Annotated in this window: 21 protein-coding genes and 1 tRNA gene; 11 read left to right on the top strand and 11 right to left on the bottom strand. The window is 66.9% G+C overall.

Annotation, left to right across the window (positions count from 1 at the left end):
• Positions 1 to 3 precede the first annotated feature (3 nt).
• A complete protein-coding gene (locus Q0082_RS10480) occupies positions 4 to 849 on the bottom strand; it encodes a sulfurtransferase (RefSeq protein ID WP_298192254.1) in 846 nt (281 codons plus the stop codon).
• A gap of 182 nt (positions 850 to 1,031) precedes the next feature.
• On the opposite strand from Q0082_RS10480, the gene queF reads away from it, so the two are divergent.
• Positions 1,032 to 1,493, top strand: a complete 462-nt coding sequence (gene queF / locus Q0082_RS10485) for a preQ(1) synthase (RefSeq protein WP_298192256.1) — start codon at positions 1,032 to 1,034, stop codon at positions 1,491 to 1,493.
• Positions 1,494 to 1,536: 43 nt separating this feature from the next.
• Here the strand turns inward: queF and Q0082_RS10490 are convergent, their stop codons facing one another.
• Positions 1,537 to 1,974, bottom strand: a complete 438-nt coding sequence (locus Q0082_RS10490; protein ID WP_298192257.1) for a histidine kinase — start codon at positions 1,972 to 1,974, stop codon at positions 1,537 to 1,539.
• 196 nt (positions 1,975 to 2,170) lie between these two features.
• Here Q0082_RS10490 and Q0082_RS10495 point away from each other — a divergent pair, with 196 nt between their 5' ends.
• Together Q0082_RS10495 and Q0082_RS10500 are read left to right on the top strand one after the other, a co-directional pair.
• Positions 2,171 to 2,908, top strand: coding sequence for an SDR family oxidoreductase (locus Q0082_RS10495; RefSeq protein WP_298192259.1), 738 nt, complete (start codon positions 2,171 to 2,173; stop codon positions 2,906 to 2,908).
• Positions 2,905 to 3,945 carry an alcohol dehydrogenase family protein gene (locus Q0082_RS10500; protein ID WP_298192261.1) on the top strand — a complete coding sequence of 347 codons (1,041 nt, stop codon included), beginning with the start codon at positions 2,905 to 2,907 and terminating at the stop codon, positions 3,943 to 3,945. The genes Q0082_RS10495 and Q0082_RS10500 overlap by 4 nt, the downstream gene beginning before the upstream one ends.
• On the opposite strand, the gene Q0082_RS10505 is transcribed toward Q0082_RS10500, so the two are convergent.
• From Q0082_RS10505 to Q0082_RS10520, 4 genes are read right to left on the bottom strand one after another with little or no spacing between them, the layout of a single operon-like run.
• Positions 3,942 to 4,742 (bottom strand): DeoR/GlpR family DNA-binding transcription regulator, encoded by an 801-nt coding sequence (locus Q0082_RS10505; RefSeq protein ID WP_366522546.1) that lies wholly within the window; start codon positions 4,740 to 4,742, stop codon positions 3,942 to 3,944. The genes Q0082_RS10500 and Q0082_RS10505 overlap by 4 nt on opposite strands.
• Positions 4,743 to 5,993 (bottom strand): MFS transporter, encoded by a 1,251-nt coding sequence (locus Q0082_RS10510; RefSeq protein WP_298192263.1) that lies wholly within the window; start codon positions 5,991 to 5,993, stop codon positions 4,743 to 4,745.
• 3 nt (positions 5,994 to 5,996) lie between these two features.
• Positions 5,997 to 7,142: an FMN-dependent L-lactate dehydrogenase LldD gene (lldD, locus tag Q0082_RS10515; RefSeq protein ID WP_298192264.1), complete on the bottom strand. Its 1,146-nt coding sequence runs from the start codon at positions 7,140 to 7,142 to the stop codon at positions 5,997 to 5,999.
• Entirely contained in the window at positions 7,139 to 8,464 is a 1,326-nt protein-coding gene (locus Q0082_RS10520) for a carbohydrate kinase (RefSeq protein WP_298192304.1), read from the bottom strand. The genes lldD and Q0082_RS10520 overlap by 4 nt, the downstream gene beginning before the upstream one ends.
• Positions 8,465 to 8,607: 143 nt before the next feature.
• Between Q0082_RS10520 and Q0082_RS10525 the strand changes: the two genes are divergently transcribed.
• From Q0082_RS10525 to Q0082_RS10540, 4 genes are all read left to right on the top strand, one after another.
• A complete protein-coding gene (locus Q0082_RS10525) occupies positions 8,608 to 10,716 on the top strand; it encodes a bifunctional rhamnulose-1-phosphate aldolase/short-chain dehydrogenase (RefSeq protein WP_298192266.1) in 2,109 nt (702 codons plus the stop codon).
• 18 nt (positions 10,717 to 10,734) lie between these two features.
• Complete coding sequence (rhaI, locus tag Q0082_RS10530; protein WP_298192268.1) at positions 10,735 to 12,042, top strand: L-rhamnose catabolism isomerase; 1,308 nt, start codon at positions 10,735 to 10,737, stop codon at positions 12,040 to 12,042.
• Between the two features lie 179 nt (positions 12,043 to 12,221).
• Positions 12,222 to 13,283: a DUF47 family protein gene (locus Q0082_RS10535; protein WP_298192306.1), complete on the top strand. Its 1,062-nt coding sequence runs from the start codon at positions 12,222 to 12,224 to the stop codon at positions 13,281 to 13,283.
• Between the two features lie 3 nt (positions 13,284 to 13,286).
• Positions 13,287 to 14,300 carry an inorganic phosphate transporter gene (locus Q0082_RS10540; protein ID WP_298192270.1) on the top strand — a complete coding sequence of 338 codons (1,014 nt, stop codon included), beginning with the start codon at positions 13,287 to 13,289 and terminating at the stop codon, positions 14,298 to 14,300.
• 11 nt (positions 14,301 to 14,311) lie between these two features.
• Here Q0082_RS10540 and Q0082_RS10545 read toward each other — a convergent pair.
• The 3 genes from Q0082_RS10545 to Q0082_RS10555 form a co-directional block, all read right to left on the bottom strand.
• A tRNA-Thr gene (locus tag Q0082_RS10545) sits at positions 14,312 to 14,387 on the bottom strand.
• An 18-nt stretch (positions 14,388 to 14,405) separates the two neighbouring features.
• Complete coding sequence (locus Q0082_RS10550) at positions 14,406 to 15,278, bottom strand: hypothetical protein (protein ID WP_298192273.1); 873 nt, start codon at positions 15,276 to 15,278, stop codon at positions 14,406 to 14,408.
• A complete protein-coding gene (locus Q0082_RS10555; RefSeq protein ID WP_298192275.1) occupies positions 15,275 to 16,597 on the bottom strand; it encodes a replication-associated recombination protein A in 1,323 nt (440 codons plus the stop codon). The genes Q0082_RS10550 and Q0082_RS10555 overlap by 4 nt, the downstream gene beginning before the upstream one ends.
• Positions 16,598 to 16,701: 104 nt before the next feature.
• On the opposite strand from Q0082_RS10555, the gene Q0082_RS10560 reads away from it, so the two are divergent.
• From Q0082_RS10560 to Q0082_RS10575, 4 genes are all read left to right on the top strand, one after another.
• The gene (locus Q0082_RS10560; RefSeq protein ID WP_298192277.1) at positions 16,702 to 17,379 is read left to right on the top strand and encodes a PadR family transcriptional regulator; all 678 of its coding nucleotides are present in this window, start codon (positions 16,702 to 16,704) and stop codon (positions 17,377 to 17,379) included.
• A complete protein-coding gene (locus tag Q0082_RS10565; protein WP_298192279.1) occupies positions 17,376 to 17,711 on the top strand; it encodes a DUF2218 domain-containing protein in 336 nt (111 codons plus the stop codon). Before Q0082_RS10560 ends, Q0082_RS10565 begins: the two co-directional genes overlap by 4 nt.
• Before the next feature lie 204 nt (positions 17,712 to 17,915).
• The gene (locus tag Q0082_RS10570) at positions 17,916 to 18,350 is read left to right on the top strand and encodes a hypothetical protein (protein ID WP_298192281.1); all 435 of its coding nucleotides are present in this window, start codon (positions 17,916 to 17,918) and stop codon (positions 18,348 to 18,350) included.
• A gap of 128 nt (positions 18,351 to 18,478) precedes the next feature.
• Positions 18,479 to 20,905, top strand: a complete 2,427-nt coding sequence (locus tag Q0082_RS10575; RefSeq protein ID WP_298192283.1) for a hypothetical protein — start codon at positions 18,479 to 18,481, stop codon at positions 20,903 to 20,905.
• 9 nt (positions 20,906 to 20,914) lie between these two features.
• On the opposite strand, the gene Q0082_RS10580 is transcribed toward Q0082_RS10575, so the two are convergent.
• Together Q0082_RS10580 and Q0082_RS10585 are read right to left on the bottom strand one after the other, a co-directional pair.
• Positions 20,915 to 22,147, bottom strand: a complete 1,233-nt coding sequence (locus Q0082_RS10580; RefSeq protein WP_298192285.1) for a glycosyltransferase family 1 protein — start codon at positions 22,145 to 22,147, stop codon at positions 20,915 to 20,917.
• A gap of 137 nt (positions 22,148 to 22,284) precedes the next feature.
• Positions 22,285 to 22,674, bottom strand: coding sequence for a hypothetical protein (locus tag Q0082_RS10585; protein ID WP_298192286.1), 390 nt, complete (start codon positions 22,672 to 22,674; stop codon positions 22,285 to 22,287).
• Between the last annotated feature and the right edge of the window lie 63 nt (positions 22,675 to 22,737).

Raw genomic sequence — 22,737 nt, forward strand, 5'->3', positions numbered from 1 at the left:
ATCCTAACGCGCCGCGCCGGTTTCCTTGGGCGTTGCCGGGTCCGCGCCCCATTCGCTCCAGCTGCCGTCGTAGAGCGCCACATCATGCTTGCCGATCAGGTGCGCGGCAAAGATCAGCACATTGGCCGTCACGCCTGAACCGCAGCTCGTGATCAGCGGGCGGGCCAGATCAACCCTTGCGGCCTCGAACACGGCGCGGATCTCGTCAGGACTCTTCCACGTCCCGTCTGGCTGGAACAGGCTGGCGTAATAGACGTTGCGCGCGCCGGGGATGTGGCCGCTGGCAAGGCCCGGCTTCACTTCGGGCACGTCGCCGGTAAACCGCCCGGGCCCCCGCGCATCGACCACCAGTTCGCGCTCCGTATCGAGGTTCGCCAGCACGTCGGCCTTGCTGCGCACATGCCGGTCGTCGCTCCACACGGTGAAGTGCCGATGCCGCAGCGTCTCGCGCCCTTGCGCGCATCTGCGTCCTTCCGCCTTCCACTTGGCGATCCCGCCATCGAGCAGCGCCACATTGGCCGCACCGAACATCGTCAGCATGAACCATGCGCGCGTCGCGGTCTTCACCGGGCTGTCGTCGTAGAGCACGATGCGGCTGCCATCGCCGAGCCCGAGGCTCTGCATCTTGCTGGCAAAACGCTCGGCGCTGGGCAGCATGTTGAGCCCCGGCTGCGCGGGATCGGCCAGCTCGGCAAGGTTCATGAACACCGCGCCCGGGATGTGGCAGGCCTCGTATTCGAGCACCGGATCGCGGCCGTGCTCGGGCAGAAATGCGCTCGCATCGACAATGCGCAGATCACTCGCGCCCAGCTCGCTGGCGAGCCACTGGGTCGAGACCAGGGAATCCATGGGTCAGCTCCGTCCTGCATGCGGCCCGTCTTTGCGGGTCCTTTGGGGGTGAGACTAGACCCGCCCCCCGCCCTCGTCACGCCAAAAATGGGACGAAACCGCCATTCCCCTCTCCTGCCCCAAGCGCCCGCTTGCTCCCTCGTGCCCGGCGGTGCAAAGGCGCCGGGACGAAAGGACCTGCCATGACCGATATCGGCGCAACCCCCCTCCACCTCGGCCAGACGAGCAGCCTGCCCGCTTCGCCTGAGGAGGCGGTGCTCGATTACGTGCCCAATCCGCGCGCCGGCTCGCTGTTTCTCGTGCGTTTTGCTGCGCCCGAGTTTACCTCGCTCTGCCCGGTAACCGGCCAGCCCGATTTCGCGCATATCGTGATCGACTACGCCCCGGGCGCGACGATCGTGGAATCGAAGTCGCTCAAGCTGTTCCTCGGCGCGTTCCGCAATCACGCCGGCTTTCACGAGGACGTCACCGTCGGCATCGGCCAGCGTCTGTTTGCCGAAATGAACCCGCAGTGGCTGCGCATCGGCGGCTACTGGTATCCGCGCGGCGGCATTCCCATCGACGTGTTCTGGCAAAGTGGGCCTGCGCCCGAGGGGCTGTGGGTCCCCGATCAGGGCGTCGCCCCCTACCGCGGCCGGGGTTGATGCAAGGGATGCGCTCCCGGTTCGGGCCGGGAGCGCACCTTATCTACCGCCGCCAGTAGCCGCCTGCGGGATAGCGGCCCGATTCCCGGTCGATCCATGCGCGGATCTGGATGTAGCTCTTGCCGATATCGCGTGCCGAGGCAAAGTCACGCTCGCGGCATTCGTGGCGCTCATGGTCCTGCAGGTCGTCGATCGAGCGCTGGATGCGTGATGCAGTCCGGCGGTCGATCTGGCCGCTGCCGACTTCGCGCCGCAGCCGGTTTTCCAGCAGATAGGCGCGCTGGCCGGAGCAGGTGGAATCGACGAGGTAGCGGTCGATCTGGCCCTGCTCGCGCGGGTCGCGCTGATAACCGCCGTACCCGCTGCCATAGCCGTATCCATAGCCCGGGCCGCGCCAGTCCTGCGCGCTCGCCGCGCCGCCAATGGCAAGAGCGCTGCCGAGTGCGAGCGCCGTGGTGAGAACCTTCGAGATCGTCTTCATCGTCGTACCCCTTCACTGGTGCCGATGAAGCCGTTGTGCCTGATTCGCGGTGGCAAGAGCCTGAATGCCATGTTGGCATCCGTTCATGTTCTTCGCTACTTTTCTGAACGAATGGTGCAAACCCTTGCACTGTCGCCGTTCCCTGCCGAAAAGAAGCGCCGAGAGGGCGAACCGCCCCGCGGGAGAGAGCATGTCCATGAACGGCGATACCGATTTCACCGGCCGCAAGGTCCTCGTCATCGGCGGATCGAGTGGCATCGGCAACGGCATCGCTCATGCCTTCCGTCTGCGCGGGGCAGCCGTTCATGTCTGGGGCACGCGGGCGCGAGCGGAGGATTATGATCCCGCCGAAGGGTCCGATCTTGCCGGCCTCGGTTACACCTGCGTCGATGTCGGCGATCCCGATGCCATCGAAGCCGCGCCTGCGCCGTTTGACAGCCTCGACGTCCTCGTCCTCTGCCAGGGCACCGTCGTCTACAAGCGCGGCGAGTTCGAGCGCGCGGGCTGGGACAAGGTCATGGCGGTCAATCTCGATAGCCTGATGCACTGCGCGAGGCGGTTCCGCGCCGCACTGGCCGAAGCGAAGGGCAGCATCGTTACCGTGAGTTCGGTCGCGGCTTTCGGCGCCAATATCGGCAACCCGGCCTATGCGGCATCCAAGGCTGGCGCCGTCAGCCTTACGCGCACGCTCGGCAATGCCTTTGCCGCCGAGGGTATCCGGGTCAACGGCATCGCCCCCGGCCTCGTCGCCACCAAGCTCACCAAAGTCACCACCGACCATCCCGAACGGCTCGCCGGCTCCATCGCCCGCATCCCGCAAGGCCGGCTCGGCACGCCGGAGGACATGGCCGGCGCGGTCCTGTTCCTCGCTTCGCCGCTCGCGTCGTACGTCACCGGGCAAACGCTGATCGTCGATGGAGGGCTCTCGCTGTGAAGGCCCTGCGCTACTACGGCGCGCGCGACGTCCGCTATGAAAGCATGGACGATCCGGCGCCCCAGTCCCCCGAAGACGCCGTCGTGCGCGTCACCGCCTGCTCGATCTGCGGCTCGGACCTCCACATCTATCACGGCCATGGCTTCTCGGAGGACGTGGGCTTCTGCGTCGGCCACGAGGCGGTGGGCGAAGTCGTCGAAGTCGGCCGCGCGGTGCAGCGCCACAAGGTCGGCGATCTCGTCATGCTCCCCGCCGCAGTCGGCTGCGGCCGCTGCCGCTCGTGCCTCGCGGGCGTGGTCCACACCTGCGAGTTCAATGCCAGCGCCTGCTACGGCCTCTCCGCCCGCCTGCAAGGCTCGCAGGCCGAAGCCGTGCGGGTCCCCGCCGCCGACATGAACGCCGTCCCCATCCCCGAAGGCGTGAGCGAAGAGCAGGCGCTGATGATGACCGACGCGCTCGCCACCGCATGGTTCGGCGCGCGGCAGGCCGATATCCGCCCTGGCGCGTCGGTCGCGGTGATCGGCCTCGGCCCCATCGGCCTGATGGCCGTCGAAAGCGCCTATGTCATGGGCGCCCACGTGGTCTACGCGATCGATCCGATCCCCGAACGCCGCGCGATGGCGGAAGCGTCAGGCGCGATTACCCTCCACCCGGACGAGGCGCTGGAACGCATCAAGGCAGACACCAAGGGCCGCAAGCTCGATTGCGTCGTCGAAGTCGTCGGTAGCGACGCGACGGTCGATTTCGCGCTCCGCCTCGTGCGCCCGCGCGGCACCGTCTCGGTCATCGGCGTCCAGCAATCGCGCCGCTTCGCCTTCCCGCTGGAACGCGCCTTCGCCGCCAGCCTTACCTTCCGCATCGGCACTTGCTCTGTGCCGGAGGAACTCCCGGCGCTGTTCCCGCTCGTCCAGTCCGGTCGCCTGAAACCCGAACGCACGATCACGCACCGCATGCCTTTAAGCGCAGGTGCAGAAGCCTACCGCCTGTTCGAAGCGCGCGAGGCTGGAGCGCTGAAGATGGTGCTGACGCCGAACTAGGACGCCACCACCAGCTCCACTCCCGCCGCCTTCACCATCGCTGCATGCTCCGGCGCGATCCCCGCGTCCGTCACCAGCACGTCCACCTCGTCCAGCCCGCACACGATCGTACCGGAGCCCGAAGCAAACTTCGCCGAATCCACCAGCAGGATCACCTGCTCGGCCCGGTCGATCAGCCGCCGTTCCGCCGCCACCAGCACCACGTCCTGCTGCATCACGCCCTGCGGCCCCACCGAAGCCGCGCCCATGAACAGCTTGGGCGCGTGGAAGCGGGGCATCGATTCCTCGCCCGCCGCCGCCAGAATGATGTTCTGTTCGCGAAAAACCGTGCCCGATGGCACCAGAATGCGCGTGCCAGCCTGCGGCAGCAGCGCGTTCACGATGTGGAGTGAATTGGTCAGCACTTGCAGGCCGAGCCCCGCCAGATGCGGGCACATCTGCAAGGTCGTCGTGCCGCCGTCGATCATCACGCCTTCGCCCGGCTCGCACAGCTCTGCCGCCGCCGCGCCGATCATGCGCTTCGCCGCCATGTTGCGGTTGATCGATTGGTCGAACGGCGTGCCCGCCAGTTGCAGCACCGGCGCGCGCGGCCCTTCCGCCAGCTTCGCCCCGCCGTGCACCCGCACGATGGCCCCTGCATCCTCCAGCCGCGCCAGATCGCGCCGGATCGTCGCGGGCGAGGCATCGAGCGTCGCCTCCAGCTCGCGATAGGTGACGAAGCCGGTGCCCTGCATCGCCTCGACGATCACCTTTTCGCGTTCCGCCGCGTGCACCCGTGCCCCCTTGATTACATGCAATCAAAAACCGTCATGCCGTTCGGCCTCGAGTTGTTCAAGGCTTTTGCCTTCGTTCCGTGGCGCCCATACGAAGCCGATCACGCCCGAGATCACGAGGAACCCGGTCAGGATCAGCGCCAGCGTGGTAAAGCCCGTCGCCGTCAGCAGCGGCACGAAAAAGCTGAACACGCCAAGGCTCACCCGCACGATGGCAAAGCAGATCCCCTGCGCGGTCGAGCGCAGCATGGTGGGAAACATCTCCGCGCTCCACAGCTGAAAAAAGCTCTGCGCGCCAAACCCGCCGCCGAACTGCAGCAGGAACACGTGCAGCAGCGCCACCGGGATCGTCAGCGGAAACACCGCCAGCAGCGCCATGCCGATCACCTGAACGACGGCGGAAATCGCAAACAGTGTGCGCTGGTTCACCCGGTCCGCCAGCTGCATGAACACGAGCCCGATGGAGGCCATGCCGATGGCAAAGCTCAGCGCTTGAATGCCCACCGCCTGCGCCTGCGTCGCCGCGCCCACCGTGCGCAGGATATAGGGAAAGAAGAACCCGTTGGTCCCCGCCCACAAGTTCCAGAAGCCATACATGCCGACAAGGCCGAGGATCGAGGCGAGGTGCTTGCCCTTGAACAGCGAGGCAATCGGCGGCCGCTTTGTGCCAGAGGCCTGCGCATCCGTCCACCGCACCGATTCCGCCATGCGCGAACGCAGGAACGTCAGCGCAATCGCGATCACCAGCAGGTGCGCAAACACGATGCGCGCGCCGAGCACGCCGAGGCTGGTGAGCGCGAGGCTCATCAGCAGCACCACGACCGGCCCGAGATACCACAGCACTTGCGCCATGCCCGAATGCCGCGCCCGCGCGCCATCGGGTGCTCCCTCGGCAATCAAGGACCACGAGGCGGGAATATCCGCGCCAACGGCAAGACCCACGATCAGGAACCCCGCCACGATCATCCACGGCGCCACCGCGAAAACCAGCAGCGCCATGCCCGCAGCGTAGATCAGCATGTCCCACTGGTAGATCGTCTTGCGCCCCAGCCGGTCGCACAGGATCCCGCCCACCAGTGCGCCGATCCCGGCGCCAATCGCATTGGGGCCAAACGCGCCCAGCAACCCGAGGAAGCCCGGCGAGAGGTGATACTGCTCCTGCCACAGCGCCAGCGCCACCGATCCCGAAACGATCGAGCCCGCATCGATATAGTTGGCGAGCCCCGCCAGGATCGTGTCACGCCATGCGGTTTTCCCGTGCGCTGCCTCGCTCAAACCCTATCCCCTCACCAAGTTGTCCCGGCTGATCTGGCTCACCCGCGTGCGCCCCGTCAGCGCCATCGCGACGCGCATTTCCGCGTCGATGAGCGCCAGCATCTTGGAAACCCCGGCTTCGCCCCCGGCGGCGAGCGCAAAGGCCCATGCCCGCCCCAGCAGCACGCCCTTCGCGCCCAGCGCCAGCAGCCGCACCACATCGAGGCCCGAACGCACCCCGCCGTCCGCCAGAACGGTCAGCCGGTCCCCCACCGCATCGGCAATCGGCGGCAAAGCGCGCGCGGTCGAAAGCACGCCATCGAGTTGCCGCCCACCATGGTTCGAGACAACGATGCCGTCAGCGCCCACTTCGGCGGCCTGCCGCGCATCTTCGGGATCGAGAATCCCCTTGATGATCAGTGGGCCAGACCACTCACTGCGGATGAAATCGAGGTCGCGCCAATGGATCGAAGGATCGAAGTTCGCGCGCATCCACGCAAAGAAATCCTCAAGGCCCGTCCGCCCCTTCAGCACTGGAGCGATATTGCCGAGGTGATGCGGACGGCCCCAGAGCCCCACATCCCACGCCCAGCCCGGTCGCATAGCCGCCTGCGCCGCCCGTCGCAGCGCGCCCATCGGCCCCGCCGCCCCGGCCAGCCCGGAGCGCACATCGCGGTAGCGGCTCCCCGGCACCGGCATGTCGACGGTAAACATCAGCGCCGAGCACCCGGCCTCGCGCGCCTGCGCCAGCAGTGCCCGCATATGCCCCCGGTCGCGGATCATGTAGAGCTGGAACCAGAAGGGTTTGCTTGCCGCTCCTGCCACTTCACCCAAAGGGCAGACCGAAACGGTGGACAGTGTAAACGGCACCCCCGCCTTCTCCGCCGCGCGTACCGCCTGGCATTCGCCCCGCCGCGCATTCATCCCGGCAAGGCCAATGGGCGCGAGCGCCACCGGCATTGGAATTTTCTGGCCAAACAGCTCCGCCGAAAGATCGATGTCCGCCACATCAGCCAGCACCCGCTGGCGCAGCGCAATGCCGGCCAAATCGCTGATATTCCGCCGCAGCGTCTCTTCCGCATAGGAGCCGCCATCCAGATATTCGAACAGGAAGTGCGGCAGGCGCCGCCGCGCGGCTTCGCGAAAGTCGGCGATATTGGCAATGATCACGGCGCGGTCTCCAGCAGCCAGCGCGCGCGATAGGCGTCGATATCGCCGGCCAGCGGCTCCACCTGCCGCAAGCGCGCGGCGGGCGCCAGTGCCGGATCGACCAGCCGCAGCGCGCCGAACGCCGCATCCGCCGGCCCTTCGGCCACCATCACGCGGCAGTCCGGACGCAGCGCCGCCAGCGCCCGCACGAAGACCTCGGCCTCCGCGAAGCGCCCCTCGACCAGTAGCGTATCGCGCGCGCCGATCAGATCGAGCGCCACATCCGCCACCAGCGCGGCATAAAGACACGCCGCCGCGCGCTTGTCCTGCGGCTCCCCGATCCAGCGCGTCGCATGATCCGGAAACGGCCCGCAGCCCGGCGCAAGCGTCGGCAGCAGCATCGCGCCGCTCGCCAGCATGGCCGGCACCGCGTCCATCAGCGCCACCTGCTCCGCCGGATCATCCACCGGCTGACCGCCCGCCGCGATCTCGATTTCCCGTCCACCCATGAACCGCGCCGAAGGCACCATGCAGCCATCTACATCGACATTGACGAGGCAGTCGCACCCTTCCGGCAGCACCGGAGCGTTCGCCTGCGCCCGCCGCATCGCCACGAACCATGTGCCCGTCGAAAGCACCGTCGCTTCATGATCTGCAACGTTGGCAAACCCGCGCGCCCCGTGCAGCGCCGCGTTGGAATCATGGACCCCCGCCAGCACGCGCACTTGCTGCGAAAGCCCTGTCGCCGCCGCAAGCTCCGGCTTCAGCGTCCCGACGACCTCCCCCGCATGGGCCAGCGGCGCAAACCGCTCCGCCCAGCCCATCCGCTGCGCCAGCGGCGAAAACGCCCCCGCTGCCGGGTCCCACAGATCGGTATGGCATCCAAGGGAGCTGACCTCGCTAACCGCCACCCCGCTCAGGAACCACGCCCAGTATTGCGCCCATGGGAGCAGCGTCGTCCCTTCGAACAAGCCTTGCTCCGCCAGCCACCACACTTGCGCGCCAAGGTTCAGCCCATGGGGCAGGGCAGGGGAGCCCGTCACCGCGAACGGATCGCGCACAGCCCGGTAGCGCGCCATCACCTCTGCCGGGATCGCCGCCTCATAGTCGAGCGGCGCGAAGGCCAGCGCGCCGTCCCGCAGCGCCGCCACCCCCGCGCCGTGCCCCACCGGTATGATGGCCTCCACCGGATGCGCCGACCACGCCCCCAGCGCCTCGACCAGCCAGTCCGCAATCCCGTCAACATCGAGCACGCCGCCGCACACTGTGTTTGGGCGCGCCCGCGCATCGAGCCGTCGCCCTGCCCGGTCCCACAGCGAGACCTTGCTGAGGCTCTTGCCCATATCGATCACGATGAAAGCGCCCTCGTTCAGCGCCCGTCTCCCTTTATCTAAAACGATCATTAGCAATCAATATTGATCGTTTCCAGTAGAAATGTTAGCAACCGCCTCGAAGGCAGCCTCGCTGCCGCTGCCGGATGCATGCCATGAACGCCCATACCCCAGTTGCCCCTGCGCTTCCCTTCGCTGTGCCCACCAGCCGCTGGGACGATGCGCATGCCGCCACGCTGAGCCCGGAGGAATTGCTGCTCTATCGCTCGAACCTCCTCGGCAGCGATCTCACCGTCACCAACTTCGGCGGCGGCAACACCTCGGCCAAGCTCACCGGCACCGATCCGCTCACCGGCGAGGAAGTCCCCGTGCTCTGGGTCAAGGGCTCGGGCGGCGATATCGGCTCGATGAAGCTGGACGGTTTTTCAACGCTCTATCAGGAAAAGCTCCTCGCCCTCGAAGCGCACTATTCCGGCCCGGATGACGACGACACCATGGTCGGCTTCCTCCCCCACTGCACGTTCAACCTCAATGGCCGCGCCGCCTCCATCGATACACCACTCCATTCGTTGCTGCCCTTCGCGCATGTCGATCACGTCCACCCCGATGCGATCATCGCGCTTGCCGCGAGCTCGGGCGGGGCGGCGGCCACGAAGGAAATCTGGGGCGGCAGGATCGGCTGGCTCCCCTGGAAGCGCCCCGGCTACACGCTGGGCGTGATGCTCCGCGACTACGTCAGCGCACACCCTGAGGTTCAAGGCGTCATGCTCGCCGGCCACGGAATCATCTGCTGGGCCGATACCGCCAAGGCCGCCTACGAACACACCATCAGCCTGATCGCCGATGCCGCGCGCTACCTGAACAAGGCGATGGCCGGAAAGCCCGCGTTCGGCGGCCAGATCGTCGCGCCAAACCCTGACCGCCACGCGATCGCCGCCGATCTCATGCCCCGCCTGCGCGGCCTCATGACCGGCGCGCGGCGGAAAGTCGGCCATTTCTCGGATGATGCCGAAGCGCTCGAGTTTACCGGCAGCGCGCACCTCCAACGCCTCGCCGCGCTCGGCACCTCCTGCCCCGATCACTTCCTGCGCACCAAGATCGCGCCGCTCACGCTCGATCCTGCACGCCTGACGGATGACGCCTACCTCGCGCAGCAGCTCGCCGATTACCGCGCGCTCTACGCCGCCTATTATGAACGCTGCAAACGCCCCAATTCCCCCGCCATGCGCGATCCCAACCCCGTCGTCGTGCTGGTGCCGGGCCTGGGCCGCATCACGTTTGCTACCGACAAGACCACCGCGCGCCTTGCGGGCGAATTCTACGGCAACGCGATCAACGTCATGCGCGGCGCCGAGGCCATCGGGGATTACATCGCGCTCGACGAACAGGAAGCCTTCGACATCGAGTACTGGCTGCTCGAGGAAGCCAAGCTCCAGCGTATGCCCGCGCCCAAGCCCATGGTTGGCCGCATTGCGCTCGTCACGGGCGGGGCAGGGGGCATCGGCGCCGCCACGGCGGTCCGCCTCCTCAAGGAGGGCGCCTGCGTGCTGCTGGCAGACCGCGATGGCGAGGCGCTGGAGGCCACCCGTACCGGCCTCGCACAGCGGTTCGGCAAGGACGTCATCCGCACCGCCACTTGCGACGTGACCGACGAAGCCGCTGTCGCTGCCGCCTTTGCCACCTGCGCGCGCGAGTTCGGCGGGCTCGACATGCTCGTCGCCAATGCCGGCATCGCCTCCTCGGCCACCATCGAGGAAACCACGCTAAGCCTCTGGCACCGCAACCACGATGTCCTGGCCCAGGGCTATTTCCTCACCGCCCGCGCCGCATGGCCGCTCCTGAAGCGCATGAAGGATCAGGGCGGCACTTCGGTCGTGTTCATCGGCTCCAAGAACGCCGTCGCTGCCGCTGCCGGGGCCTCCGCCTATGCCTCCGCCAAGGCCGCCGCCAACCACCTCGCGCGCTGCCTTGCGCTGGAAGGCGCGCCTGATGGCATCCGCGTCAACATCGTGAACCCCGACGCCGTGATCCGTGGTAGCCGCATCTGGGACGGCGACTGGCGCAAGGAACGCGCCGCCGCCAACAAGGTCGATGCGGGCGAGGAACTCGAAGCCCACTACCGCAACCGCTCGATGCTCAAGCGCGACGTGCTGCCCGAAGACATCGCCGAAGCCGCCGCGTGGCTCGCTTCCGATCTATCCGCCAAGTCCACCGGCAACATGATCAATGTTGACGCCGGCAACGTGCAGGCGTTCACCCGGTAAGCGGAAGAGGACAAGAGAATGACCGAAATGCCCATTTCGTCCGACCTCATCGCGGACCGCAACCACGCGCACCGCGAGGCATTGGAAGACGACTACGGCGCCTTGGGGCGCAAGCTCGCCCGCGCCGGGATCGATATCGACGCCGTGAAGGCCAAGGTCGCCACGTTCTCCGTCGCCGTCCCCTCATGGGGCGCAGGGCGCGGCGGCACGCGCTTCGCGAAGTTCCCGATCCCGGGCGAGCCGACGAACATCCACGAAAAGCTGGAAGACTGCGCCGTCATCCAGCAATTGGGGCGCACCACGCCGCGCGTCTCGCCCCATTTCCCGTGGGACAAGGTGAGCGATTACAAGGCCCTGCGTGAGGAAGCTGCCACCCTCGGCCTCGGCTTCGATGCGGTCAATTCCAACACGTTTCAGGATCAGCCCGGCCAGCCGCACACTTACGCCAACGGCTCGCTCGCCGCGCAGGATGCCGCCACACGCCAGCAGGCCATCGATCACAACATCGAATGCATCGAAATCGGCCGCCAGCTCGGTTCGACAGACCTCACCGTGTGGGTCGGCGATGGCACCAATTTCCCCGGCCAGCAGGATCTTGGCCGCAGCCTCGATCGCTATCTCGAAGCTGCCGCGCGGATTTATGCCGCGCTTCCGGACGACTGGCGCATGCTTCTCGAACACAAGATGTTCGAGCCCGCATTCTACTCCACGGTCATCTCGGATTGGGGTTCTTCGATCCTTGCCGCGCAGGAGCTCGGACCCAAGGCCAAGTGCCTCGTCGATCTCGGCCACCACGCGCCGAACGTGAACATCGAACAGATCGTTGCGCGCCTCCACCGCTTCGGGAAGCTGGGCGGCTTCCATTTCAACGACAGCAAGTACGGCGACGACGACCTCGATTCAGGTTCGATCAACCCGCACCAGCTGTTCCTCGTGTTCAATGAACTGGCCGAGGCCGATGCCAATCCGCGCGCCAATGAACGGGAAGGGGGCTTCAACCCCAGCTACATGATCGACCAGTCGCACAACGTTACCGATCCTATCGAATCGATGCTCTCTTCCGTCGAAACCATCGCCCAGTGCTACGCCAAGGCCGCGCTGGTGGACCGCGCCGCGCTCCACGCCGCGCAGGAAGCCAACGATACGATGATGGCCTTCCAGGCGCTGCGCCGTGCCTACAACACCGATGTCGCCCCAATCCTCGCGATGGCGCGGATGGAGGCGGGCGGCGCGATCGATGTGCTCGAGGCCTATCGCCTCAGCCAGTATCGTTCGCGCAAGGCGCAGGAACGCAAAGCGGTGGGTCTTGGCGCGGGGATTGTGTAAGCAAGCGCGATACTGGCCATGAAATCTGACGATATCTTGTCAAATTCCAGTCACCAAACTGGCGTTACCGCATAACCGATGGTCTAGAGACCCTCGGTTTTACCGGGAGTCTTACCATCCGACAGATCGCCGCCTTGCCCTATCGCTTCGAAGAAGTAGCCGCCGATACCCAGGTGCGGCTGATGCTGGTCACCTCGCGCGAGACGAAGCGCTGGGTCATCCCCAAGGGCAATCTCAGCGCCTCGATGCTGCCGCACCTTGCCGCCGCGCGCGAGGCGGAAGAGGAAGCCGGTGTCGCGGGTGCGGTCTGCCCCACGCCGCTCGGCAGCTTCCGCTACCGCAAGAAGCGCGGCAACGGCGCCTCGCTGATGGTCGATGTCGATGTTTTCCCGCTCGCCGTCACGCGCGAACTCGCCGCCTGGAAGGAGCAGCACCAGCGCGAGCGCCGCTGGTTCACACTGGCCGAAGCCGCCGAAGCGGTCGACGAGCCCGATCTCAGCGATCTTATCCGATCCTTCGCCGCATCCGAATTCAAGGCAGCGACACAGCGCACGAGTGTGCTAGGGGCGGTCGCACATCACACACGGATCGGATCGATGTTCGCCTGGTTTCAGCGTCTCCTGCCCCAATCGGGCAACTTTTTCGACATGTTCGAAGCCCATGCCACCACGGTGCTGGCGGCCTCCGATGCGATGGCCCGACTGCTCGATGAAGGCTCGTCCGGTGCCGATCACATCCGCGAAATCGTCGAGCGGGAGAACGACGCCGACGAGATCACCCGCGCAGTGCTGCAGACCGTGCGCAAGACCTTCCTCACCCCGTTCGACCGCGGCGCCATCACCAGCCTGATCGGCGCGATGGACGATACGGTGGACGAGATGCATTCCGCTGCCAACGCGATTGCCATCTACGAACTCAAGACCTTCGCCCCCGAAATGCGCGACATGGCCGCGATCATCGTCGATGCCGCGCGCGTCATGGCCGAAGCCGTGCCGCTGCTGCGCGATGTCGGCCGCAACGGCCCGCGGCTCCACGAACTGACCGAGCGGCTGGTGCGCATGGAAGCCCATGCAGACGAGATCCACGCCCAGGGCTTGCGGCGCGCGCTGCGCGATTACGGCGCCACCGATACGCTGCGCTTCGTGGTCGAGCGCGAGGTCTACAAGCACCTCGAACGCATCGTCGACGCTTTTGAAGATGCTGCGAACGAGATCGACGGCATCGTGATCGATCATTCGTAAGCCATGCATGAGCTTGCCTTCCCGCTGCTGGTCGGGCTGATCGCGATCGCGCTGGCGTTCGATTATCTCAACGGTCTTCACGATGCGGCGAACTCCATCGCCACGGTCGTCGCCACGCGGCTGCTCACTCCGGTGCAGGCGGTGGTGTTCGCGGCGGTGTTCAACGCCGGCGCCTACTTCCTCACGATTAGCTTCCCCAGCCTGCAGGCGGTCGCCGCCACCATCGGCAAGGGGCTGATCGACAAGGACCTTGTTACCCCCGCTGTCGTCTTCGGCGCATTGATCGGGGCCTCGGTGTGGAACATCCTCACCTGGCTCAAGGGCATTCCTTCCTCGAGCAGCCATGCCCTCGTCGGCGGCCTGATCGGCTCGGGCCTCGCCCACGCCGGCATGACCGGCATCCAGTGGAGCGGCCTCAACAAGACGCTGATCGCCATCGTGCTCTCGCCCACCATCGGCATGCTGCTGGCGATGCTGGTCATGCTGCTCACCAGCTGGCTCTTCCGCCATGCCACGGCACGCGGGGCGGAAACGCGCTTCCGCTATCTGCATCTCCTGTCTTCCGCCGCCTATTCGCTCAGCCACGGGCTAAACGATGCGCAGAAGACGATGGGGATCATCACCGTGCTGCTTTACTCCACCGGCCGCCTCACCGGCCCCTTCGAAGTGCCGCACTGGGTCGCGATCAGCTGCTACATCGCGATCGGCCTCGGTACGCTCACCGGCGGGTGGAAGATCATCGAGACGATGGGCGGGCGCATCACCAAGCTCTCGCAGCATCAGGGCTTCAGCGCCTCGTTCGCCGGCTCGATTGTGCTGTTCGGTGTCTCGGCACTGGGTATTCCTGTTTCGACGACTCACACCGTGACCGGCGCAATCATCGGCGCTGGCACCGCCCGCCGCGCTTCGGCGGTGCGCTGGGGCGTGGCGCAGAGCGTTGTCGTCGCATGGATCATCACGATCCCCGCCTCGGCGGCGGTCGGCGCGCTGTTCTATGCGCTGACGACGCTGTTTTGATCCGCAGGAAGTGGTGCCGGCTACAGGATTCGAACCCGTGGCCCCCTGATTACAAATCAGGTGCTCTACCAACTGAGCTAAGCCGGCGCTGGGGCGTCCATAGCGTCAGGTGGCCCCGAAGGTCCAGCCTTCGGTTGCTTCTATCTCCACCGTCAGGCCTGCGGGCGCCCACAGCGCCGGTTCGTGGGCCACGGTGCGCAGCCATGCGGCGGTCACCAGCGCGTCACTCGTATGGTCGTCGACCGCGCCCGTCAGCCCCACCGGCGCGCTGCCCAGCCGCGCCAGCGCTGCATCCAGTTCCAAGCCATCCCTGATCTTGGAGCGCCCCGCGCTGCGCCCCGCCGCCATCGCCGCGATCGTCGTGTAGATCTCGCACACCACTGAGCCTACCTCCGGCAGCGGATCGATCGGCCAGACTGGCAGCTGTCCCGCCAGACGGTGCAGCACGCGCATCCCTGAAAGGCTCGATTTGCCCACTTGCGCCGCGCCGACTAGATTGAAGTTCGAGTAAGGCGTGCAGCCCATCGCCTGTTGCGCCAGTTCGGTCACGCGGAACCGTCCCCGCCCGCCTCCAAACGCCGCGCCCTCGCGTCCGCCATGCCGCCGGAAATGCGCTGAAGCTTCGGGGTGATCGACAAACGCGCCCACCGAAAGGTGCGGCTCATCCTCGCACACCGCATCAATCAGCGCCCACAACGCCTTGGCATCGGCGGGGCTTTCCGCCCAGCCCGGAAAGAACGCCCCCCTGTCCGCAAAGGCGAGGGAGATGCCGAGGTCCATCCCAACCAAGGTATCCGCTGGCAGGTCCTCCCGCAGCCATGCAAGGACTTCAGGCCGCGACCACCGATGCCCCGGTCGCACCAGTTGCGGCGCAGCACCGCCCTCACCGCAGATCGCCAGTGCGATCCCGCGGTGCCGCTCCCCGGCAGCGCCGGACCAGTCGATGGCGGCGAAGTGCCGAAACCGGCTCGGCCTCATTCCCTCCGCCGCTCGCGCCGCTTCTTGTCCCACCATTCCAGCCGCTTCACGATCTCGCGCTCGAACCCGCGCTCCACCGGCTTGTAATAGGTCTGCGGCGGCATCCCCTCGGGCCAGTAGTCCGCGCCCGAAAAGCCATCCTCGGCCTCGTGGTCATAGGCATAGCCCGCACCATAGCCGATATCCTTCATCAGCTTGGTCGGCGCATTGAGGATATTGGCGGGTGGCATCAGTGATCCCGTCTCCCGCGCGCTCGCGAACGCCGCCTTCTGCGCCGCATAGGCCGCGTTCGATTTGGGCGCCGTCGCCAGATAGAGGCAGGCCTGCACGATGGCGAGTTCCCCCTCCGGCGAGCCGAGGAACTGGTAGGCATCCTTCGCCGCGAGGCACTGCACGAGCGCTTGCGGATCGGCGAGGCCGATATCCTCGCTGGCGAAGCGCACCAGCCGCCGCAGCACGTAAAGCGGCTCCTCGCCCGCCGTCAGCATCCGCGCCATGTAGTAGAGCGCCGCCTGCGGGTCCGATCCGCGCAGCGCCTTGTGGAGCGCCGAAATCAGGTTGTAATGCCCGTCGCGGTCCTTGTCGTAGACCGCCACGCGCCGCATCAGGAACTTCGCGAGCTCTTCCGGCCCCAGCGGCGCGGGCAGCGAGACATCGAACAAGGTCTCGGCCTGCCCCAGCAGAAACCGCCCGTCGCCGTCCGCCGAGGCTATCAGCGCCTCGCGCGCCGGCGGGGTGAGGGGGAGCCTGAGGCCGGTCAGTTCCTCCGCCCGCGCCAGAAGCGATCCCAGCGCATCCGCGTCCAGCCTGTGCAGGATCAAGACCTGCGCCCGGCTCAGCAACGCCGCGTTCAGCGCAAAGCTCGGGTTCTCGGTTGTCGCGCCGACCAGCGTGACGGTCCCCTTCTCGACATAGGGGAGAAACCCGTCCTGCTGCGCGCGGTTGAAGCGGTGGATCTCGTCCACAAACAGCAGCGTCTTGCGCCCGATCTGCGCCATCGCCTCGGCCTCGGCGAAGGCTTTCTTGAGGTCCGCCACGCCCGAAAACACCGCGCTGATCGCCACGTAGCGCAGCCCCACGGCATCGGCGAGCAGCCGCGCGATCGTCGTCTTGCCCGTGCCCGGTGGCCCCCACAGCACGATCGAGGAAAGCTTCCCCGCTGCGACCATCCGCCCGATCGCGCCGTCCGGTCCCGTCAGGTGATCCTGCCCGACGACTTCGCCCAAGTGTGCCGGACGCAGGCGCTCGGCCAGCGGCGCATCGTCTGCGGCGGCTCCGCGCGGCGTTTCGGCAGGGGCAGGGGCGAACAGGTCGGCCATCGTCGGCACGGTCTAGCCGCCCGCGCAGAAATTTGCATCCACCCTCTTGCCAAGAGTATTTTAAGATATATCTTAGAGCCATCATGAAACATCAAGGACGCACAATGCGATTCGACAGACACGGCCATGGACATGGCTTCAAACATCACATCGCCATGAAAATGATGGCGCGCGGCTTCGGCGGTGGCGGTTTCGGGGGCTGGGGCCCCAGAGGCAGTGGCTTCGGCGGTTGGGGCGGCGGAGAAGACTGGGACGATGAAGGCCCAGGCTTTCGCGGACGTGGCCGCCATGGCGGGCGCGGCGGCCGCATGTTCGGCCCCGGCGAACTGCGCCTTCTCCTCCTGCTCCTCCTCGATGAGCAGGATCGGCACGGCTACGAACTGATCAAGGCGATCGAAGAGCTCGCCGCCGGCGCCTATGCGCCGAGCCCTGGCGTGGTTTATCCCACGCTCCAGCTGCTCGTCGATGAAGGCATGATCACCGAAGTGCCGGGCGAGGGTGCTCGCAAGGCCTTCACCATGACCGAAGCCGGCCGCGCCGAGCTTGGTGCGCGGCTCGATGAGGCCAAGGCCGTGGTCCAGCGCCTCGGCGATTTCGGCAAGGCTCGGCAGGAGGCGGAGGGCCGCAGCGGCAGCCCGCCGCTCCGTCGCGCCGTCGCCAACCTCATGCTCGCGCTGCGCCAGAAAGCCTTTGGCGGGGTGGACGAGGCGACCAGCCACCAGATCGCCGACATCCTCGACGAAGCTGCGCGCAAGATCGAACGCCTGGGAGCCACGCAATGAGCGCCGCTGCCACCGCCCATGTCGCCACCCAGCATGCCAGCAAGTACCTCCAGCAGGTCTGCAAGCACTGGGAACACAACCTCGCCGTCACCTTCGATGCGCAGCACGGCACCGTCACCTTTCCCCGCGATGCGCGCGGCGCCGCGTGGGCGGGGGATGCGGTGGTCACCTTCACCGCGCACCCCGAAGCGCTCGAATGCCGGATCGATGCCAGCGAGCCTGGCCAGCGTGACGGCCTGAAGGGCGCGGTCGAGCGCCACATAGATCGCTTCGCCTTCCGCGAAACGCTCGCGTGGGCATGGTCCGATCTGGCCACCGATCAGGACGGCTGATCGCCAACCGAGTGATCCAGAATCCCGCCTTCGTCACCCGCGAGGAGCGTAGCGACGAAGCAATCCAGAGCGGCAAGCATTCACGCTCTGGATTGCTTCGCTACGCTCGCAATGACAACGGAGGGGGCAATCGTCCGATCTAGACGGCTGATTGCCAGCCCTCCCTCTCCGGCGTAAGCTCTGCGCCGGAGAGGGAGAATACCAATGCCCCTGAACCCAAGACCGAAAACGCCTGCGTCCTTCTGGATCATCGCGGTCCTCAGCCTGCTGTGGAACCTGTTCGGCTGCTACGACTACCTGATGTCGAAGCTCTCGCCTGAAAGCTATTTCGCCGCCAACGGCATGAACGCCGAAAGCGCTGCCTACATGGCCGCGCTCCCTGCCTGGCTCACTGCGTTCTGGGCGCTCGGCGTCTGGGGTTCGCTGCTGGGCTCGCTCCTGCTGATTGCCCGCTCACGCCAGGCCGCGCCTGCCTTCGCGCTCTCGCTTGTCGGCCTTGCCGTCAGCCAGCTGACCCAGGCCTTCTGGCTCCATCCGCCACAAGAAGCACCGGTGGGACTCGTGCTCACGATCTGGTCTGCGCTGGTCTTTTTCCTGATCTACGCGCGCAGCATGTCGGCAAAGGGCGTGCTCGCCTGATCGCTGCGCCGCGTCTCCGGCTCACTCTGCCGCAAAAGACGATTGTATCCGGATCGGATATTGGCCTTGGTTCCGCATCCGTGACACCCTCCTACGCATAAACACGTAGATTGTTGGGAGAGCGGAAGATGGTCGGGACCACCAGCTTCAACGTCTTTGTCGATCGCGCGTCCGGCGCGTTCGATGTCAGCGTCGATTACTATATTCCCGGCTACAACGATCCCGAGACCTTCGAGCAGTTCTACGAGACGACGTGGAACTTCTCCTTCTCCGGTTCCGACGGCTCCTATGGCACCAGCGGCAGTGGCTGGGATACCGGCTTCGGCTCGATCAGCCTCGGCTTTGCGGGCGATGCCGTGTCTGCGGGTGCGCTCGATTTCTACGCAGTCAACGGTTTCAGCGGCGAGGAGGCGCGCGGCCGCTTCCAGATCCTCAACGCCGCGATCGCCCAAAGCAGCGTCACGCTGACCGCCCCGACCAATCCCGGCACCGAGGATGATCAGGCCATCCTGCTCGGCGGGGCGGGCGATGATGTCCTCACCGGGGCGCGCGGCAACGATCTGCTCGATGCGGGGGACGGGGCCGATACGCTAACCGGCGGGGCGGGGAACGACCGGCTCGATGGCGGCAGCGGCGCCGATGCCATGGCCGGCGGCGCGGGTGACGATACCTATATCGTGGACGATGCGGGTGACGTCGTCACCGAGACCGATGACGGCGGCCACGATCTCGTCTTCGCCGGAACCAGCACCACGCTTTCCGCTCATGTCGAGGATCTGAGCTTCTACGCCTCCGGCGCGCTCGACGGCACCGGCAACGCGCAAGCCAACACGATCACCGGCACCAACGAGGCCAACACCCTCTCCGGCCTCGGCGACGACGACGTGCTCTCCGGCTACGATGGCGACGACACGCTCGATGGCGGAGACGGCAGCGACCGGCTGGACGGCGGCCTCGGGGCTGACCGGATGATCGGCGGTGCGGGCGATGATCATTACGTGATCGACAACGCCGGCGATCGGATGGTCGAAGCAGCGGGTGGCGGCACCGACGAGGCGCGCATCGATGGCCTTGCGCGCTACACGCTCGGCGCCGAAGTCGAGGACCTCACCAACCTCGCCGCGCTGCGCGTGTTCACCGGCCGGGGCAACGCCCTGGGCAACGTGCTCTCGGGCGCGGCCGGCGTGGACCGGCTCTTCGGCATGGACGGGGCGGACCGGCTCGTCGGCGGCGATGGCAACGATGTGCTTGAAGGCGGCGCGGGGGCAGACCAGCTGATTGGCGGGCACGGCAGCGATACCGCGAGTTACGCCGGGGCGCAGGCTGCCGTCACCGCGCACCTTGGCGGCCTTGCCGGCGCGGGCGACGCGGAGGGCGATACCTTTGATTCGATCGAAAACCTCGCCGGCAGCCGTTTTGCCGACACCCTGACGGGCAACTCTGCCGCCAATCGCATTTCTGGCGGTGCAGGGGACGATAGCCTTGCGGGCGGCGGCGGGCTCGATTGGTTCGTCGGCGGTCTTGGTGCCGATACGCTTGGCGGCGATGGCAACGATGGCGCGAGCTATGTAGGCTCCGCTGCGGCGGTCTCCGTCGATCTCGGCGCCGGCACGGCCAGCGGCGGCGATGCGACCGGCGATATCCTCGTCGGGATCGGCCGCGCCGAAGGCAGCGCGCTCGCCGATACGCTCACCGGCAGCGACGGCGCCAACGTCCTGCTCGGCGGTGCGGGGGCGGACGTGATCGACGGCGCGGGCGGGGATGACGTGATCCGCGGCGGCGCCGGGGCCGATACGCTCTCCGGCGGCGCCGGGCTCGATACACTCGATTACGCGGGCTCGGCTGCAGCCGTCACCGTCGATCTCGCCGCAGGCACCGCCAGCGGGGGCGATGCCGAAGGGGACAGCGTCTCAGGGTTCGAGCGCGTCTCCGGCACGGCGCTGGGCGATACCCTGAAGGCCAGCGATTCCGGCAGCACGCTCTCAGGCGCCGCCGGTGAAGATACGCTCATTGGCGGCGCGGGACGCGATGTCGTCATCGGCGGCGCCGGGGCCGACACGATGGATGGCGGCGGCGGCACCGACATGCTCAGTTACGCGACCTCGCGCAGCTATGTCTCGGTCGATCTCGATTCCGGCCGCGCTTTTGGCGATGACGGGCAGGGCGATACCTTCACCGGCTTCGAGAACCTGCGCGGCGGCACCGCGAGCGACGCGCTCTATGGCAATGCCGCGCGCAATGTCATCGCGGGCGGCGCGGCCGGCGATTACATCGACGGGCGCGGCGGCAACGATGTCATCCTCGGCGGCAGCGGCGATGATGCCTTCGTGCTCGGGCCGGACAGCGGGATGGACCATATCCGTGATTTCACGGCAGGCGGCAGCGAAGACCGCTTGATGATTGCGTGGGACAGCCGGTTCGACAGCTTCGAGGAAGTCATGGCCGTCGCGGTGCAGCAGGGGGGCAATACCATTATCACGCTTTCGGCCGGCATTGGCGTCGTGCTCGAAGGCGTCAACCGCGCCGACCTCACCGCCGCCGATTTCGTCTTCTGAAACACCGGCCTAGCGCCGCTTCAGCGCATCCTTCTGGCGGATCAGGCGCAGGTAGGTATCCGCCACGGCCTGGTTGATCGCGTCCCAGCTGAAATCGAGGCTCCGCTTCTCGCCCGCCGCGCCGTGTGCGCTGCGCAGGTCCGCGTCCTCGACATAGGCGCGCAAGGCCTCGGCGAAATGGTGCAGCGCGCCCGGCGCGATCAGCCGGCCTGAAACCCTGTCTGATACGAGGCTCTGGCTCCCCGTCGCCGCCGCCGCCACCACCGGCACCGCGCAGGCCATCGCCTCCAGCGTCACATTGCCGAAGGTCTCGGTGATCGAGGGGTTGAACAGCACGTCCATCGCCGCCACCGCGCGGCCAAGATCCTTGCCGCCCTGAAAGCCCGTGAACACCGCGCCTGGCAGTCGCGCCTCGAACCAGGCGCGCGCAGGGCCTTCGCCCACCACCATCACCCGGTGGCGCGTTCCCTCCCGCGTGCCGCGGCGCACCAGCTCGTCGATCGTGTCCGAAAACACGTCGAGCCCCTTTTCCATCACCAGCCGGCCGAGGAAGCCGATCACCACCTCGTCATCGGCAATGCCGAGGCTGCGCCGCCATTCGAGATCGCGCCGTCCGGGATTGAAGATCGTCCGGTCCACCCCGCGCGACCACAGCGAGATGTCATAGTTCATCCGCTCCTCGCGCAGCACTTGTGCCATCGATTCCGAAGGCGCGACCAGCGCATCGCAGCGGCGATAGAAGCGGCGCAGCAGCGCGGTTAGCAAGGGTTCGATCCAGGCCATGTTGTAATAGCGCGGATAGGTATCGAAGCGGGTGTGCACGCTCGCCAGCACCGGCAGGCCGCGCGCGCGCGCCCAGCTCACCGCGCGGTGCGCGGCGGGATCGGGCGAGGAGACGTGGATCACACCCGGCTGAAACGCCTTGAGGTCGGCCCGCGCCTTGCGGCCCAGCATGAACGGGATGCGGTATTCCGCGCGGCCGGGCACCGGGAACGAGGGCAGGCCGACAAGCTTGCCCATCGATGGAAACGCGGGCTTCCTCACCTTGGGCGCATAGACGTGGACTTGCGCTCCTTGCCGCTGGAGATAGCCCACCAGCCGGTTCAGCGCCTGGTTCGCCCCATCGCGCACGTAGTTGTAGTTGCCGGAGAGCAGCGCGATCCGCAGCCCCTTGAGCGGGGCGTCCGTCGGGGAGGATTCCGGTGCGATTGCGGCGCTGTCAGATTGGGCGGGGCGGTCCATCCGCGGGGCCATAGTGGCTTTTGCCCTCATAAGAAAGGCGCACCGGTCACCTGCGGGCCTGGGGCGCGCAAGGGACCGGTGCGAGCAGGGATATCGCGGGGGCCGGGCTGCGGCCAGACCCCGGAGGCAGTTGGATGCTACCAGCCGCGCCAGCCTCCGCGATGCTCCCAGCGTTCGTGATCTTCCCAGCGCTCGTGCTCGCGCCAGCGCCGCCACTGTTCGTAGCGCGGGTCATAGCCGCGCCATGCCGGGTAGGCGGGATAGGCGCGGTAGACCGGATAAGGGCGGTAGACCGGGTAGGCCGGATAGTACCCACCGTAGTACCGCGGCCTGCTGTCGTAGCGCACGTAGACGTCCGAATTGTTGTTCGAGGCGATCGCTGCGCCCACGGCAAGGCCGAGCACGCCCGCACCGATTGCCAGCGCGGTATCATCCCCGCGGCGGCCGTGGGCCTCGGCCGGCACCGCCATCGCCATGCTGCTGGCGGCGAGCGCGGCAGCGACAAGTCCTGGTTTCCAAAGCTTCATGGCTCTTCTCCTGCACGGACCGGCGTCCGGCCCGCGTCACTGGTTGAAAAAGGAGCGCCCCCG

Origin of the sequence: Novosphingobium sp., from assembly GCF_027489515.1 — a bacterium.
Lineage (GTDB): Bacteria > Pseudomonadota > Alphaproteobacteria > Sphingomonadales > Sphingomonadaceae > Novosphingobium.

Bases quoted from the DNA above. Each gene is read 5' to 3' on its own strand.
- Q0082_RS10480 (WP_298192254.1), bottom strand. From the start codon at position 849: ATGGATTCCCTGGTCTCGACCCAGTGGCTCGCCAGCGAGCTGGGCGCG.
- queF (WP_298192256.1), top strand. From the start codon at position 1,032: ATGACCGATATCGGCGCAACCCCCCTCCACCTCGGCCAGACGAGCAGC.
- Q0082_RS10490 (WP_298192257.1), bottom strand. From the start codon at position 1,974: ATGAAGACGATCTCGAAGGTTCTCACCACGGCGCTCGCACTCGGCAGC.
- Q0082_RS10495 (WP_298192259.1), top strand. From the start codon at position 2,171: ATGAACGGCGATACCGATTTCACCGGCCGCAAGGTCCTCGTCATCGGC.
- Q0082_RS10520 (WP_298192304.1), bottom strand. From the start codon at position 8,464: ATGGGCAAGAGCCTCAGCAAGGTCTCGCTGTGGGACCGGGCAGGGCGA.
- Q0082_RS10525 (WP_298192266.1), top strand. From the start codon at position 8,608: ATGAACGCCCATACCCCAGTTGCCCCTGCGCTTCCCTTCGCTGTGCCC.
- rhaI (WP_298192268.1), top strand. From the start codon at position 10,735: ATGACCGAAATGCCCATTTCGTCCGACCTCATCGCGGACCGCAACCAC.
- Q0082_RS10540 (WP_298192270.1), top strand. From the start codon at position 13,287: ATGCATGAGCTTGCCTTCCCGCTGCTGGTCGGGCTGATCGCGATCGCG.
- Q0082_RS10550 (WP_298192273.1), bottom strand. From the start codon at position 15,278: ATGAGGCCGAGCCGGTTTCGGCACTTCGCCGCCATCGACTGGTCCGGC.
- Q0082_RS10555 (WP_298192275.1), bottom strand. From the start codon at position 16,597: ATGGCCGACCTGTTCGCCCCTGCCCCTGCCGAAACGCCGCGCGGAGCC.
- Q0082_RS10560 (WP_298192277.1), top strand. From the start codon at position 16,702: ATGCGATTCGACAGACACGGCCATGGACATGGCTTCAAACATCACATC.
- Q0082_RS10565 (WP_298192279.1), top strand. From the start codon at position 17,376: ATGAGCGCCGCTGCCACCGCCCATGTCGCCACCCAGCATGCCAGCAAG.
- Q0082_RS10570 (WP_298192281.1), top strand. From the start codon at position 17,916: ATGCCCCTGAACCCAAGACCGAAAACGCCTGCGTCCTTCTGGATCATC.
- Q0082_RS10575 (WP_298192283.1), top strand. From the start codon at position 18,479: ATGGTCGGGACCACCAGCTTCAACGTCTTTGTCGATCGCGCGTCCGGC.
- Q0082_RS10580 (WP_298192285.1), bottom strand. From the start codon at position 22,147: ATGGACCGCCCCGCCCAATCTGACAGCGCCGCAATCGCACCGGAATCC.
- Q0082_RS10585 (WP_298192286.1), bottom strand. From the start codon at position 22,674: ATGAAGCTTTGGAAACCAGGACTTGTCGCTGCCGCGCTCGCCGCCAGC.